14 protein-coding genes and 1 pseudogene are annotated in these 15,111 nt (G+C 37.3%); 2 read left to right on the top strand and 13 right to left on the bottom strand.

Going from position 1 to position 15,111, the window contains the following annotated elements; genetic code table 11:
• Nucleotides 1-250: 250 nt before the first annotated feature.
• Nucleotides 251-1,540 carry a tetratricopeptide repeat protein gene (locus FVQ77_04055; GenBank protein MBW8049508.1) on the bottom strand — a complete coding sequence of 430 codons (1,290 nt, stop codon included), beginning with the start codon at nt 1,538-1,540 and terminating at the stop codon, nt 251-253.
• 357 nt (nt 1,541-1,897) lie between these two features.
• On the opposite strand from FVQ77_04055, the pseudogene FVQ77_04050 reads away from it, so the two are divergent.
• Nucleotides 1,898-2,971: pseudogene (locus FVQ77_04050) on the top strand (aspartate aminotransferase family protein).
• 156 nt (nt 2,972-3,127) lie between these two features.
• Nucleotides 3,128-3,361 carry a hypothetical protein gene (locus FVQ77_04045; GenBank protein ID MBW8049507.1) on the top strand — a complete coding sequence of 78 codons (234 nt, stop codon included), beginning with the start codon at nt 3,128-3,130 and terminating at the stop codon, nt 3,359-3,361.
• A 76-nt stretch (nt 3,362-3,437) separates the two neighbouring features.
• Here FVQ77_04045 and FVQ77_04040 read toward each other — a convergent pair whose 3' ends face one another.
• The 12 genes from FVQ77_04040 to FVQ77_03985 all read right to left on the bottom strand — a co-directional run.
• Entirely contained in the window at nt 3,438-4,280 is an 843-nt protein-coding gene (locus FVQ77_04040) for a hypothetical protein (protein ID MBW8049506.1), read from the bottom strand.
• Between the two features lie 33 nt (nt 4,281-4,313).
• Complete coding sequence (locus tag FVQ77_04035; GenBank protein MBW8049505.1) at nt 4,314-4,964, bottom strand: DUF4159 domain-containing protein; 651 nt, start codon at nt 4,962-4,964, stop codon at nt 4,314-4,316.
• A gap of 277 nt (nt 4,965-5,241) precedes the next feature.
• Complete coding sequence (locus FVQ77_04030; protein ID MBW8049504.1) at nt 5,242-6,639, bottom strand: DUF4403 family protein; 1,398 nt, start codon at nt 6,637-6,639, stop codon at nt 5,242-5,244.
• Between the two features lie 28 nt (nt 6,640-6,667).
• On the bottom strand, nt 6,668-7,252 hold the full coding sequence (locus tag FVQ77_04025; GenBank protein ID MBW8049503.1) for a peroxidase-related enzyme: 585 nt from the start codon (nt 7,250-7,252) through the stop codon (nt 6,668-6,670).
• A 60-nt stretch (nt 7,253-7,312) separates the two neighbouring features.
• Nucleotides 7,313-7,993 (bottom strand): glycosyltransferase, encoded by a 681-nt coding sequence (locus tag FVQ77_04020; GenBank protein MBW8049502.1) that lies wholly within the window; start codon nt 7,991-7,993, stop codon nt 7,313-7,315.
• 227 nt (nt 7,994-8,220) lie between these two features.
• Nucleotides 8,221-8,736, bottom strand: coding sequence for a rhodanese-like domain-containing protein (locus FVQ77_04015; GenBank protein MBW8049501.1), 516 nt, complete (start codon nt 8,734-8,736; stop codon nt 8,221-8,223).
• A 118-nt stretch (nt 8,737-8,854) separates the two neighbouring features.
• Nucleotides 8,855-9,670, bottom strand: coding sequence for a purine-nucleoside phosphorylase (locus tag FVQ77_04010; protein MBW8049500.1), 816 nt, complete (start codon nt 9,668-9,670; stop codon nt 8,855-8,857).
• 125 nt (nt 9,671-9,795) lie between these two features.
• Entirely contained in the window at nt 9,796-10,185 is a 390-nt protein-coding gene (locus tag FVQ77_04005) for a hypothetical protein (GenBank protein MBW8049499.1), read from the bottom strand.
• Nucleotides 10,185-10,439: a hypothetical protein gene (locus FVQ77_04000; GenBank protein ID MBW8049498.1), complete on the bottom strand. Its 255-nt coding sequence runs from the start codon at nt 10,437-10,439 to the stop codon at nt 10,185-10,187. The genes FVQ77_04005 and FVQ77_04000 overlap by 1 nt, the downstream gene beginning before the upstream one ends.
• 188 nt (nt 10,440-10,627) lie before the next feature.
• Nucleotides 10,628-11,308, bottom strand: coding sequence for a Crp/Fnr family transcriptional regulator (locus tag FVQ77_03995; GenBank protein ID MBW8049497.1), 681 nt, complete (start codon nt 11,306-11,308; stop codon nt 10,628-10,630).
• Nucleotides 11,309-11,499: 191 nt separating this feature from the next.
• Nucleotides 11,500-13,521: a gliding motility-associated C-terminal domain-containing protein gene (locus FVQ77_03990; GenBank protein MBW8049496.1), complete on the bottom strand. Its 2,022-nt coding sequence runs from the start codon at nt 13,519-13,521 to the stop codon at nt 11,500-11,502.
• A gap of 263 nt (nt 13,522-13,784) precedes the next feature.
• A partial coding sequence (locus FVQ77_03985; protein ID MBW8049495.1) for a gliding motility-associated C-terminal domain-containing protein occupies nt 13,785-15,111 on the bottom strand: 1,327 nt, incomplete at its 5' end.

The raw sequence follows: 15,111 nt of genomic DNA, 5'->3' as shown, positions 1-15,111 counted from the left end.
GCTAAAGGCTTGTGGCAGGCTTGTGGCAGGTGGGTGGCAGGCGGGGATATAAGTTATTTTTTTCAAGATATTTACCGGATTTTTAAACACAGATTATTTTATTTTATTGTTCTTGAAGTGATTCGTAATTAGTCATAGTCTATTGTCTACTGCTTACTGCCACTTCTACTTCTACTCTTCCTTCCATCTTCCCCGCACGTCACTTTGTTTTAGCAGGCGGGCATTTTCCCACCCTTCGGGTGGTCACCCTTTAGGGTGACATCTTCCATTTCTCATAAAACGCCTCTGCCTTGCTCTCTAACACATCGAGCAAAAGAGGCAAAGAATTTATTTTCTTAAGAAACTCCTCCCGTTCTTTTTTGCTCTCAAATGTAGTGGGTATTACAGGATTAATAAAAACCCTGTTATTAGAAAATTCTTTGAATAATGATTTCAGGGCTTTCTGGTAATAGATCAATGTAGTATTAAGTTCCTTTTTTGCTGCAAATATGTTCCCGGTTTCATAATATGTATCAGCTACATCCGGGTGGTATTGACCAAAAATATTTACAGAAACTTTCAATGCCTTCTGATAATAATTCATTGCTTCATCATGGTTTCTTTTATCTGCATATACTTTTCCGATATTAAAATAAAAGAGGGCAATATAAGGATGCTGTTTGCCAATTTTATTTTCTATGAGTACTCTTGCTTTATGAAAATACTCAAGCGACTTGTCATAGTTGCCATAAATTCGATAAACGTCCCCAAGATTATTATAGCTTATAGCCAGATCAGGATGATCCGGACCCAATGTCTTTAATTTTATTTCCAGGGATTTTTGATGACATTCAATGGCTTTTGCATAGTTTTTTATATTAAAAAATACAAGACCTAAATTATTATAACTAGCAGTAAACAAAGGATGCTGGTGGTTTGCAATGTGTTTCATGTAGATTGATAATGCTTTGTTAAAATATTCCAATGCGGTATAATAATCGCCCTGATCATTATAAATAAGTCCTATATTATTATAACACAAACCAATATGAGGATGATCGCCTTCATAGAATGCACTTTTTATTTCCAGGGCTTTTTTTTGAAAATTGAGCGCTTTATCATTTTCACGTCTCATCCAGTACACAACTCCCAGACCCGTATAAGCATCAGCAATATAGAGATGCTTACCCCCCAATTTTAATAAACCAATTTTAGCGGAAATGCTAAAATGATCCACAGCTTTATTATATTCAGCTATAGTATAAAAAGTATTGCCCAATACATTATTACATTCAACATATTTTTTCCACCTCACCCCCTGCCCCCTCTCCACAAGTGGAGAGGGGGAATTCTGTGCTGATCCTTCAACAGACTTTGCTAAAGCCAGGTAAATATCGCTTGCTTTTTGTAGATAGAATACAGAGCTGTCATATTGGGCATTATTAAATAGTTGAGTAGCTTTATTAAAATATTTATCGGCAAGCATAGTATCAATCAGGGCGGCTTTGGAAAGAGAATCTTTATTGAAGGAAAAGATGATAATGATTAATAAGAATTTCATAGGGTTGAATTTTTTAGGCTCTTAAAAAAGTCTTAAAGACCCCCGAGTACTCGGGGTCTATAATTTAGTAGATAATGCCTATACAAGAATGAGTCAAACCGATGCCAATATACGAATGTATGCGAATGATACAAATGAAGAAGAAGAAAGTATGATGATTTATCTTGAAACGTATTTATCCATATTGATACAAAGGCAAAACATAAATTTAAGCAGTACCTAATATTCGTATAATTAGTATAATTCGTATATTAGCATCGGTGATTCCATTAAATTTGATCAACATCATTCCCTTAAATAAGTGTTCACGTGTTCATATGTTCAAGTGCTCACGTGAACACACTAACACACAAATACATGAACACAATAAAACAAGATTTCCTGAACCATTTAGCCCAAACTTCTGATTTTCCTTCTATGCTTGAGATTGACTACGCAGAAGGAGTATATATGTTTGGAAAAGCCCCCAAAAAACCCGATAGGACCGGGACAAGCGGGGCAAGTAGGAAAAAGTACATAGACCTGATATCCGGGATTGGCGTGAATAATGTAGGCCACCGTCATCCAGAAGTTATAAAAGCGATCAAGGAGCAGCTTGATAAATATCTTCACCTGATGGCTTACGGAGAATTGGTGCAAACGCCACAGGTAATGCTTGCCAAAAAGCTTGCTGAAAATCTTCCTGCTCAATTAGAATGCACCTATTTTGTTAATTCCGGTAGTGAAGCGGTAGAAGGGGCGATAAAATTAGCCAAAAGATTTACCGGCAGAACTGGAATTATTTCACTTCAAAATGCCTATCACGGTTCTACGCATGGCGCCTTATCATTAAACGGGAGCGAAGTGTTTAAAAGAGCGTTCAGGCCATTATTACCGGAGGTAAGACATATAAAATTCAATGACACTGAAGATCTGGAATATATCACAGATAAAATTGCAGCGGTTATTATAGAGCCCATCCAGGGAGAAGCGGGTGTAATAATACCTGACAAAGAATATTTAAAAACACTGAGAAACAAATGCAGCGAGTCGGGCACACTTCTAATTTTTGACGAGGTTCAAACAGGCTTTGGCAGAACAGGATTGCTGTTTGCTTTTGAGCATTTTGACGTTGTGCCGGATATTTTATGCTGCGGCAAAGCGATCGGAGGGGGTATGCCGCTTGGCGCTTTTATCTCTTCAAAGGAAATTATGTCTGTCTTAAAAACCAATCCTGTTTTAGGACATATCACTACTTTTGGTGGTCATCCCGTCTGCTGTGCTGCAGGGCTCGCTTCTTTGGAACTAATCAGCCCAACTGCCAGCCCCCCCCTCCCCCCTCTAACTCCAAGCCCCCCTGAATCGGAGAACCGGAGAATCGGAGAAACGGAGAACAGGAAAACGAAGCGATTCACCGATTCACCCATTCACCCATTCACCGATTCGGTAAGAAATAGTGGCAGGAGGGATTTAGGGGGGGCTGGCAAAAGCGTTGGCAAAGCCCCTCCTTCGGGGGGGTTGGGGGGGGCTGTAGTAGCGGAAAAAGAAAGACTATTCATCGAATTATTAGCACATCCCAAAATCAAGGCTATCAGAAGTAAAGGACTGATGATGGCGCTTCAGTTTGAATCTTATGATCAATTAAAATCTATCATTGATAAATGTATCTCCCCGAGAAATACGGAACAGTCAGGTAGGGTTTCTGACACCACCGGGGTTTTTGTTGATTGGTTTCTTTACTGTGACAGCGCTATGAGAATAACACCGCCTTTAATTATTACAAAAGAAGAGATCAAAGAAGCGTGTAAAGTTATTTTGGGAGCGATAGCGCATAGCGCATAGCGCATGGCCCCGCCAGTTGGCGGGGAAAAAGAGCTTGAATGAGGGTGGACGCCATGCGCTATGCGCCATGCTTAATTTACTTCTTCTTTCCTACTTCCAAAATCCCTTTATCCGAATCATCATCAAATCCTGCTCTGATAAATTTTCGCGCATTGGGAAAATGTTGTTCGGTTTTCCGCCTTAAACGATCGAGGTGAATGAGGAAATCCAGCAGAGAGTCGTTTTTTTCAGTGAAATAGTTTCGCAGCGTTTCAAAGGCGCCAATAGAGCGATCTATTCCCAGCAAAGCAACCTTTACAGAACCATTCGCATCGTTCTGGATTAGGTCTTCTTCAAAATCGTCAAAAAGGTCATCATCATTCGTTAACCCGCGCATCAGTTTCACGAATATCTGGTGCTGGTACCAGCGGATCACCTCTGTGGCATCAGCGATTTCAGTAGCTTCCGTAAGTACCTTTTTTTCGTCCAGGCCAATTTTTACATTGGTGATCAATTCATCGCTCTTTTGCTCGAAGAGCTTTTTTTCATTTTTAAACCAAACATCTACCATTTCTGAATATTTCATAGCAGCCCCGGAGAGTTCATGGTTTTCGGCTTCTTTTTCTTTAAGTTCCTCTTTTTTTGATATCTCTTCCAACTCAGGATCATTTAAATCCAAGTCTATTCCCAGTCTTTTGGCATCTTCTTCTATCATTTCCCTTACCATCTCAAAATTTGTATGAATTTTTTCCCAAAATTTTTCATTTTCCATATCATTGACATCAGTATCGCTCATTTCTTCCTTTTCCTGGGCATAAAGCAGGCACTTAGAGGTCATTGGACATTTTTCGCACCAGCGGTCGCAATAATTGTAGATCCCTGATATAAATTTGGGATTCTTTGCGAGTTTGATAAGGTCTTTGGCTCTTTTTGATAACATTTTTTTGTTTTCAATTGAGTTTTGCAAAGCCTCCTAATAATCGGTCAACGCAAATGAGAGAATATTGGCTCCCATTTTCAGTGCTTGTCGTCTTATCTCTTCAGGATCATTATAAATAACCTGGTCTTCCCAGCCATTGCCCAGGTCACATTCGTATGAATAAAAGCAAACGAGGCGTCCTTCATAGATCAGGCCAAACCCTTGTGGCGGCTTGCCGTCATGCTCATGGATTTTGGGCAAACCTTTTGGAAAATTATACTTCTGATGGTAGATAGGATGATCAAAAGGCAGCTCCACAAAATCCAGTTCAGGGAAAACCTTTTTCATTTCCACCCGGATAAATTTATCCAGCCCGTAATTATCATCAATATGGAGAAAGCCTCCGCCTATAAGGTATTTTCTCAGGTTGTATGCTTCTTGTTTTGAGAATACCACATTACCATGGCCTGTCATATGTACAAATGGATATGAAAATAATTCCTGACTGCCTGCTTCTACAATATCTTCCTCAGCAGCAATGTTCATCTTTAGGTTCTTATTACAAAATGCGATCAGGTTAGGCAGAGAGGTTTTGTTAGCATACCAATCGCCCCCGCCATTGTATTTGAACTTGGCGATCTTAAAGGATTGGCTATGACACTTCGCTGAAGTAATAATAAATAAAGCGCATAGCGCATAGCGCATAGAGCATAGAGCATGGCCCCGCCACAGGCGGGGTTCACCGCTATGCGATTTGCGCTCTGCGTTTTTGAGGTGTTTTAACATTATGCAAAGATAATAAAATTAACTGCCTATCTGCTTAGGTCAAGTTGTAAAACATATAAAGCAATTAAGTAGTTTAGTGTTTAGTTATTAGTTAATGGTTGTTTGTTACCCCGCACATAAATTTAAGTGCGGGGTTATGGCACTATGTGCTATGCTCTATGCTCTATGCGCTATGCGCTATGCTCTATGCGTTTTTTCACCAATCTTTTATTAGTAACTGCGCCTCCCCGTCTATGATTAACATCAGTTTAATAGCCTCGGGAGTAAGGTATATTTCTTTGGGAAATATATCAGTGATATCACAATTCAATATAATAGATTCTCCTATCTGATTGCTTTTGATGCTGCTTTCAATTAATTGATTTATTTCGGAAATTTTGTCTTTTAGCGGGAATTTTAACGCTGTTTTGATCTTATGTTTGAAACCTGCATGAAGGAGCCAATCTGCTAATTTAAGCAATGCTTTTGTAGTCTTTACATCAAAATCAAAGCTTTCAATTGATATTGTACTGGTTAATGAATCATACTCCGGCAAACCACTGAAATAGACCGTGCCTTTAATATCTCCCGAAAAGTCAAGCATTAGAATAAGGTCTTTACCACTGCCATAGATATCTACCGCTTCAATTTTTATTTTTTTATTTTTAAATTCGTAAACCTCCCCGATCATCTTATCGGACATCAGCTTAGAAGCATCGGCATAGGAGATCTCTGCTGCCAACACCAGATGGAATTTTTTATCAATATCCTTTCTGATCATCAGGTCCGGAAGTGAGGTATTGACAATATAAAGTGGTTTTTTTCCCGTTACGATTTCAAGCGATGTATTGATCCCAAAATTGAGGTAAATTTTCTTCTGCCAGCCTTTTATGGGGGTCATAACAAAACTTACAGGTTCTAATTTTAACCATAAGTTATAATCTTCATTGATCAATATGGGTTCTTGAATATTTAACCAAAGACTATCTATATACGCTCTTACATCAAATGAATTTTTTATATCATCATCAATTTCCTTTGCCACCTCATCCATTTTTTCTTTGATCACATCTTCTATCAGGTTTGTAACAGGGATATGTATTGGCCCGAGCTTTATGAGCGGTTTTTTAATCCACTCATACCCACTTGATGCGGTTTTGGTAATTAAGTTCCATTTTTTATCAACATTAAATTGGGTGTTAAATTTAAATACAATGTCAAAATCGGTCTCTGCGATTTTGGTTAATTTAATTCCCAGTATTTTCTCCTGCCAGCGAACCTTACACCAAATATGCAACGGAATATCAGTGCTGATCACATTTCCTTTTGCTGATAAGGTAATAGCTTCTATTTTGGAGGCCCTTACCATAAGATTGTCGCCTTCATTATCTTCAAAGCTGTCATCTCTGTAAATCTCACCCTGAAACGCTTCGTTAATTTCTTTTTCCATATTTAGCAGAGCGTATTCAACAGGGAGATTGATAACGGATAGTTCTTTTGCAGGGGTTTTTGTAAAGGTTGAGCTTTCGGGGCGTTGGGGTTTTATGGTTTTGCAACTGCTGGTATAGATCAATATAGAGAGCAATGAAAAAACAGATAGTTTTGAAATATTCATAAAAAAAGATTGTCTAACCGTTCACTACTCAATATTTATACTCTCCCGCTTCTTCTTCCTCCAACGTAACTCCCAGCCCAGTCACCATCCTGTTGACAAAATTAAAATAAGCAATTACCAGCGTTGCGTCAAGGATTGCCCTATCATCAAGGCCGGCTTGTTTTAATGGTTTAACATGATTTTCTTCGTTAGCCAGGTCCGGTTCTTTAGTTAAATCCCGGGCATATTGGCAAAGTAATTTATCAACCTTATTTAACCCGGGTACCCGGGATTGATCCCGCCTCTGGCGGGACAGATTTAATCGCAATTGAGCTACTTTGTTCTCATCTTTCCAGTAATGGTTTAAAGCCATGCCATGATGTATCATACAATATGTACACTGGTTTGCAGCAGAAACTACCACACCGATCATTTCCCGCTGCGCCCTGCTTAATGGTGAACGCCCATACATGATTGACATATACAAGTCTATATGCTTGACAATAGTTTCAGGGTTGAGGCTTTGGACCTTATGAACTTCAGCTAATTTGCCCCTGCGTTTAATTACATCCTGATAAATCTCTTTTAACCGTTTATCGGCTTCTTCAGGCTGAATAATTTTTATGTATGCCATTATGAATTACGAATTATGAATTATGAAACCACTAATTACACGAATTACACTAATTAAGCATTACACTAATTTAGTGTAATTAGTGGTTTCGGATTTCGGATTTTGAATTTCGGATTTTATCTTATGAAGTACGAATTCATCATTCGTACTTCGTAATTTGTAAAGGTCTTTTTCCGTATCAATATCTGATAATTTTTGTAAAACACAGACTGTTTTATTTAATTTCTGAATATCATTCATTGTTTCTTTAAAAACGGTATTTGTACTCCATTTTTTATTTTGTAAGATAGAACGCCATGCAGGTATGCGGTCATTCAACCCTAAAAGATAATAACCGCCATCAGTGGCAGGGCCGGTGACAAAATCAAAAATTTTAAGTTTAGAAAAACCATCTTCAATGATCTTTTGGGATAGGGTAGGGCAATCTGTGCCGATTATTACAACGGATTGATAATGCTGCTCAAAGGCAAGCTCAAAAGAATTTTTCATTCTTTCACCCAGGTTTTCCCCTTTTTGTAAGTATTTTAAAAAAACTCCATCTGTCCATATATCATTTTCAGGGATAAAATCAGAATAATAAACAGCTTTACTGACGCCCATGTTTTTTGTAACACTGTTTGTATATCTCAACAGGGATTGATAAACTAGCAAAGCCTTATCATCTCCTATCGTTTTGGCCAAACGGGTTTTTACCTTGCCCTTAATAGGATTTTTGACGAAGATGATCAGAAGCTCTTTCACTGGTCCAAATGCACTATAAAAAGTAAAAAGTAAAAAGTAAAAATAATGAATGATAATTGATGCAAAGATAATTATAAGAAAATTTAAAACAATAAAAAATTAAGCACCGTAGGTGCGTCCTGTAAAAAAAACAATTAATCTATTGTCTTATTGTCCATTGTCTACTGTCTATTGTCTACTGTCTTTTGTCTACTGTCTATTGTCTACTGCCTATTGCTTACTGCTTACTACTTACTACTTACTACCTTTATCCCTCTTTCTAAATATTTTGCCCAACTCCTGTTATAAGTATGCACGCTATCTGTGGGTTGGTCAAATTTGTTATAAACTTCATTTCCCTGGTTTACCCATTCAAAGATACCACCGTATAGATTCCAAACATTTTTATAACCGGATTCCTGCAGCTTTTCCCCGATCTTTTCACTTCTGTAACCTACTGAGCAGTATGTGATAATTAATGCATCCTTTGGAATATCGAGCACTTTTTGAATATTAAATTTATCAAAGCCTGTCCAGATTGCATTGGGGATGTGGCTTACAAGATATTCCTCATTGGAGCGGGTGTCTAAAAAATAAACATTATCCTTTTGTTCCTGTGTTAGCGCTTCTTCTACTTTAATAATTGGAACGCTGTATTCTAATATGTTTTTTAGTTTTTTATCAAGATCATCGTTCTGCGAGCAGGCAGTGAGAGCGAGATTAAAAATTGTCAGGAATAAGAAGGGGCAGATAATTGTGTTCATCAGAGATATTTGTAACGGAATCTCAATGTTTAACCACGAATTACACAAATTAAATTAGTGTAATTCTTAATTAGTTAAATTCGTGTAATTAGTGGTTTCATTATTTTAATTCATAAAATTATGTTCTTTGTTTTACCAAACCAACAAACAGCTTTGTCAATTTAGCCTGTGCTTTATTGGCAGTTTCAATGATCTCCTCAATATTTACTTTTGCAAGGTTATCGGGATCACATTCATCGGTGACCACTGAGATGGCAGCACACGGCAGCCCGCAATGATTTGCTACAATCACTTCAGGTACAGTTGACATTCCTACAACATCAGCCCCCATACCACGCAGGTAGCGATATTCTGCACGTGTTTCCAGGTTAGGCCCGGCAACGGCTGCATATACGCCTTTGTGTAATGTGATATTTTCTTCATCTGCAATTTTTTCCAGCTTCTCGTTTAATTGTGGTGAATAAGGTTCACTCATGTCAGGGAAACGGGGGCCCTGTTCATCTAAATTTGATCCCCTTAGCGGATTATCCGGCAAAAGGTTGATGTGGTCATCTATGAGCATTAACGATCCTTTCCTGATCCGGGGATTCATACTTCCGGCAGCATTTGATAACAAGAGGTATTTTATCCCTGATTGTTTCATTACCCTTACCGGGAAAGTAATTTGTTTCATACTATATCCTTCATAGTAGTGAAAACGTCCTTGCATTGCCAGGACCTTTTTACCTGAAATATCACCATAAATTAACTTACCGGAATGCGTTTCAACCGTTGAAAGAGGAAAGTGCGGGATGTTTTTATATTCAATTTCCACTTGAATATCAATTTCTTCTATCAGGTTTCCTAATCCTGTACCTAATACAATACCGATTTGTGGTTTTGTAATCCCTTTTTCTTTTAGCTTTTGAACTGCTTCTATAAGCTGGTTTTTCATTTTGTAATCTCCTACAAATTACGAATTTTCACGAATTACGAATGTACTCAACAAATATTCGTAAGCGGTTCGTGCTGCTCTGTTCACGAAGGTCTGTCGTCTTAAATTAAGCGTCAAATTTTTCATCAGCTCAATGTTATTGTGTTTAACTTCGTGTCAATGCAAAATTTTGTCCCCTCTAAAAAGTCCAGTCCAAGAAGTCCGTTGTAGTCAAAAAAAATACCGTGAGCTAAGAAGTCGTAAACCTGAATTTGAAATTTGTCTTTTGATTGTCCAAGAGAATCGAAACTGCCAACTTCAAAAACTTCTGTTTCTATAACTCCGTTAGCTGTTTCAATTTCTACTTTGCCGATGTTATCCTTGAGGTCGTAACCCAATAAATACAATGCGTTGCTGTTAATAGTTGTGTTGGTTGCTCCTGTGTCAAGTACCATCTTCAGTTCATACTTCCCGTCAATTTCAGTATTGACAATGATTAGTCCGCTGCCGGGGTCTCGTTCAAATGGAAATGTCATTATTTGATGCGATTGAAAATACCAGTTATCTTTCTTATTGGTTTAAATGTTCCGGTAAAAACCAAAGTGATTTTGTCAAAGTTAGCCGTTTTTTCCCTGCCGATGTAGCAAACTTCTTTCTGGTCTTTGCTGTGATATATCGGTATGCCAGACAGAACATTTATTTTACTGTCGTCCATGATAGGATTACCAATCAAAACCCACTCGTCTGGATAAAGTTTTTTGATGTCGTTGATGTTTAATAGTTGTTCCATATTTATTGCAGTTTGATTACGGTGCAAAGTTGCGGTTTATATCCGTCAGTTCCAAGTTTGCAGTGTTCCCATAGCATGACCGCTAACTAAAGGGCATCTCTAAAAACTACACCATATATTCCCCTCTATCAAGAGGGGCAAGGGGTGTGTTTTAAAAAATATGTAGTTTTTAGAGATGCCCTAAACGCCTATATCAGTTTGCCAATATCCCGGATCAATATCCTTTTCCGGTCAAAATAAATAAGATTTTTTTCACGCAATTCATTCAGAACGGTGGTTACGGTTTGACGGGAAGTGGCAGTTAGCTTCGCCATATCCTGATGGGTAAGATTGTTCATGATCAATGTTTCGGTGCCTACCATTTTGCTATCTTCTGTCGCCATATCTTTTATGAGATCAACAATGCGGGTGCGGGCGTCTTTAAAAATAAGCGATTCTAATCTCCTCTCTACTTTTCTAAGGCGAAAACCGATAAGCTTTGTAAGTCTCATTCCTAATTTGGTGTTTTTTTCCATCAATTCTTCCATATCCTTCATATTCATCACACATATCATCACATTATCGTCTATGGCTTGAGCAAAATCATTCCTTTTTTCTTCACCTGTTATTGATAATTCTCCAAAGATCTCCCCGGGTTGTAAAATTGTCTTTATAATTTCCTTTCCATCTTCGGAATATGAACCGATTTTCACCCTCCCTTCTTTTAAAAAGTAAATATTCCTGGAAGGTTCATCAGGAAAGTAAATAAATTTATCCCTTGAGCAGTTACGCATAGTTGTTTTTTGCGCAAGATCCCCCATTTCATCTTTGGAAAGACAACTAAATAAGATGAAATTTTCGAGGTACCAGAATTTAGTGTTCGTTGCCATGATAAAAATGATATTGGATGTTGATAGATGCTCGTAAATTCCTACCAATTACGAATTGGCGAATTACGAATTCGTAATTCGCCAATTCGTAATTAGTAGGGCAAATATCTAATATCCAATATCTGATTATTTAAAATACAGCTTTATATGTTAAAAACTTTCATCCCGGGTACTCGAGATTCAAATTCCGATTATCGGAGTATCGTAACCGTGCCTTTAAAATGATCAGATTCTGAAAAGCTGATCACGTAGAAATAAACCCCATCTGGAAATCCTTCTCCACACCATTTGAAATCTCTTTTATCATCATTAAAAACAACCCTGCCCCAGCGGTTATAAATTTCAATTTCAAAAAAATAATCTTTACAGCTTGCCTTTTGTAGTTCTAAATGACCTTCCTTTAAATTGAATTTCTGTATTTTCAGGATTTGAGTTCCATCATAATAAATAACAGAGTCATTTATTATGTTACCGTGAGGCATATAAAAACAATCATTTATACCATCACCATTAGGCGTAAAAATATTGGGAACAAAGAATGTATCAACTGTAACGAAATCTCTTACAATAAATTTTACCGTGATAGTATCCTTAAGAGATTCAATACAGGTATTGTCATCAACAACAAATTTAACAACATATATTCCTTTTTCTACTTTATCACAATCAATTTTCCAATAAAATTGAGACGCTACACTTCCAATACCGGATGTATCTTTAAAAGCCATTCCGTAATCCTGCAAATTAAAACCTTCTCCAAGTGCATATAAGGATACAAAGTTGCTATAAGGGTCAGTGCCGGATACATTAAAGTAAATTGAATCGTCAACTATTAAGAAGTAAATTGAATCATCTGTTATTGTTTTAACATAATTATTGAGTGGATTGTCAAAGTCAGTATGTTCTATATAAACAGTATCAGTAAAAACACTTGGAGTATCATTAGGTTCAGGTATGACCAATAATATTACACTGAGGGTACTGGTTTTGGGCACAGGGCATCCGCTATCCTGCACCATTATATCAAATATAAAAAGTGTTGCCATGTTTTGAATATTTTTGCAATCATCCCAACACATATCGATTTTCAATGTATCCACCACAATGCCTTGATTTTGAGAAAGAGTTATTATCCCCGGTGAGAAATTATTTGGAATAATTTTTATCGTTACATTTTCGTTTATATTGCTATCTGTTATAGCCAATTGATAACACCATATATCTGTCGAATCCGCAGTGTAGATAACTATAGTATCTTTTCCTTCTGTATAAAATGCAGAGGTGTCTGGTAATTGCAGATTGATTTCCGGCTTTATGTTTTGGGGACAGTCAATCACCAAAAGCTGGTAATCTCTTCTTACTGCTCCGATTTTCACACCGCCACGAAATTCTTCACACAACACTGAGAAAACAAAAAGGCCGGTGAAGGCAGGGGTAACACTTAATTTGCCGGTAAAAGCATCTATTTGCATGGGAATAGAAGGGTTGCCTGTTACATTGGATAAACTATATGGCGGATCTAACCAACTAACAATAACATAAGGTGCAGGCATTGCAGGAGGTATAACGTTACCAGGCGTAAGACTGCTATGTCCTTTTAAAGGCGTTACAAGCGAATAAACCAATGAATCACCGAAAAGAGCACTGTCCGGATCCACTGCAGAAAAGTCGTATTCAAATAATTCATCCACACAAGCGTAATCACCAAAAGGCAGTTTGAATAATGGGGAAGTATTTTCTTTGTCCACAGGGGGAAATTCCATGTAAAAGGTCATGCCTGTAACTCCAGGGTCATTAATGTTATCAATGATGTTATTCCGGCAGCAGCGTTCCCAGATCAGATAATATCCTTCCGGGCCACTATAATCTGCCGGGTTGAGATAAACCTCTGCCTGGTACTTGATGATCCTGGTTCTCAATCTGCTATCTTCACAATCCGGATCGGTATATTTAATAAATTCACTGTTGGTTGTTTTCGGCAAACTAAAAGTTTCTATCCATGTATTTGTTTTTTTATCAAATGTATGTACTTTTACTGTGTCATCCTCTGCTCCAGGATTGCCGTTTACGTCATCAAAATAGAGATTTAAGTTTAACACATAAGTATATCCTGTCTGATAAATAAGCTCAAACTCTCCGCCTACAATGTGCGTGGCATGGGCGAAGGGGGATAATAACAATAACAGAATGGTATATAGAAATGTCCATTTCATAACTGCAAAATAAAGATATTTTATCTAAATAACATAATACTATTGTTATATTTTAAAAATTTTGTTTATCCTTTTTTAGTTTATAATAGATTAAATATACGTATCGGAATATCAATGTTTAGGCATGAATTACACGAATTTGAACGAATTTATTTATTATAATTAGTGGCTAATATTATTTTTAATCAACTTACCTGCCCGCCACTGCCTGCCTGTGACAGACAGGCGCTTTGGCAGGCGGGTGAAGTTATGTTCTTCTTTAGCTACCTGAGTATCGTAACCGTGCCTTTAAAATGATCAGATTCTGAAAAGCTGATTATGTAGAAATAAACTCCATCGGGAAATCCTTCTCCACACCATTTGAAATCTCTTTTATCATCTTTAAAAACAAGCCTGCCCCAGCGGTTATAAATTTCAATCTCAAAAAAATAATCTTTGCAGCTTGCCTTGTGTAGCTCTAAAAGACCTTTCTTACGATTATATATTGATGTTTTTGGAAATTGACTTTCATCATAAATAATAGAAACTTCAGGATTCAAATCCCTGATTCCCGATCTTACTTCAAAACACTCATTTTTACCATCCCCATTGGGCGTAAAAACATTAGGAATTTTGAATGTGTCAACCGTGAATATATCTCTTACAATAAATTTTACCGCGATAGTATCCTTATGAGATTCAAAACAGGTATTGTCATCAACAACAAATTTTACAACATATATTCCTTTTTCTACTTTATCACATTCAATTTTCCAATAAAATTGAGACGTTACACTTCCAATACCGGATGTATCGTTAAAAACCATCCCGTAATCCTGCAAATTAAAACCTTCTCCAAAAGCATATAAGGATACAAAGTCGCTATCAGGGTCAGTGCCGGATACATTAAAGTAAATTGAATCGTCAACTATTAAGAAGTAAATTGTATCATTTGTTATTATTTTAACATAATTATTGAGTGGATTTTCAATATCAGTATGTTCTATATAAACGGTATCATTAAATACACCTGGAGTATCATTAGGTTCAGGGATGACCAATAATATTACACTGAGGGTGTCGGTTTTGGGCACAGGGCATCCATTATCCTGCACCACTATATCAAATATATAAAATGTTGCCGTATCCTGAATATTTCTGCAATCATCCCAACACATGTCAATTTTCAATGTATCGGATGTATCCGCCAAAAAGCCTTGATTTTGGGAAAGGGTTATTATCCCCGGTGAGAAATTTTGTGGAATAATTTTTATGGTTACATTTTCGTTTATATTGCTATCTGTTATAGCTAATTGATAACACCACTTATCTGTCGAATCCGCAGTGTAGATAACTATAGTATCTTTTCCTTCAATATAAAATGCAGAGGTATCAGGTAATTCCAGATTGATTTCCGGCTTTAAGTTTTCGGGACAGTCAATCACCAAAAGCTGGTAATCTCTTCTTACTGCTCCAATTTTTACACCGCCACGAAATTCTTCACACAACACTGAGAAAACAAAAAGGCCGGTGGAGGCAGGGGTAACACTTAATTTGCCGGTAAAAGCATCTATTTGCATGGGAATAGAAGGGTTGCCTGTTACATTGGAT

It is taken from the genome of Cytophagales bacterium, assembly GCA_019456305.1.
Classification (GTDB): domain Bacteria; phylum Bacteroidota; class Bacteroidia; order Cytophagales; family VRUD01; genus VRUD01.
The sequence above is the reverse complement of the archived record's forward strand: the minus strand, read 5'-3'. Positions and strand labels throughout refer to the sequence as shown.

Excerpts from the sequence above, each read along its gene's own strand:
- FVQ77_04035 (MBW8049505.1), bottom strand. The coding sequence starts at position 4,964 with ATGCGCTATGCGCTATGCGCTTTATTTATTATTACTTCAGCGAAGTGT.
- FVQ77_04030 (MBW8049504.1), bottom strand. The coding sequence starts at position 6,639 with ATGAATATTTCAAAACTATCTGTTTTTTCATTGCTCTCTATATTGATC.
- FVQ77_03995 (MBW8049497.1), bottom strand. The coding sequence starts at position 11,308 with ATGGCAACGAACACTAAATTCTGGTACCTCGAAAATTTCATCTTATTT.
- FVQ77_03990 (MBW8049496.1), bottom strand. The coding sequence starts at position 13,521 with ATGAAATGGACATTTCTATATACCATTCTGTTATTGTTATTATCCCCC.
- FVQ77_04045 (MBW8049507.1), top strand. The coding sequence starts at position 3,128 with ATGATGGCGCTTCAGTTTGAATCTTATGATCAATTAAAATCTATCATT.
- FVQ77_04000 (MBW8049498.1), bottom strand. The coding sequence starts at position 10,439 with ATGGAACAACTATTAAACATCAACGACATCAAAAAACTTTATCCAGAC.
- FVQ77_04015 (MBW8049501.1), bottom strand. The coding sequence starts at position 8,736 with ATGAACACAATTATCTGCCCCTTCTTATTCCTGACAATTTTTAATCTC.
- FVQ77_04010 (MBW8049500.1), bottom strand. The coding sequence starts at position 9,670 with ATGAAAAACCAGCTTATAGAAGCAGTTCAAAAGCTAAAAGAAAAAGGG.
- FVQ77_04025 (MBW8049503.1), bottom strand. The coding sequence starts at position 7,252 with ATGGCATACATAAAAATTATTCAGCCTGAAGAAGCCGATAAACGGTTA.
- FVQ77_04055 (MBW8049508.1), bottom strand. The coding sequence starts at position 1,540 with ATGAAATTCTTATTAATCATTATCATCTTTTCCTTCAATAAAGATTCT.
- FVQ77_04005 (MBW8049499.1), bottom strand. The coding sequence starts at position 10,185 with ATGACATTTCCATTTGAACGAGACCCCGGCAGCGGACTAATCATTGTC.
- FVQ77_04040 (MBW8049506.1), bottom strand. The coding sequence starts at position 4,280 with ATGTTATCAAAAAGAGCCAAAGACCTTATCAAACTCGCAAAGAATCCC.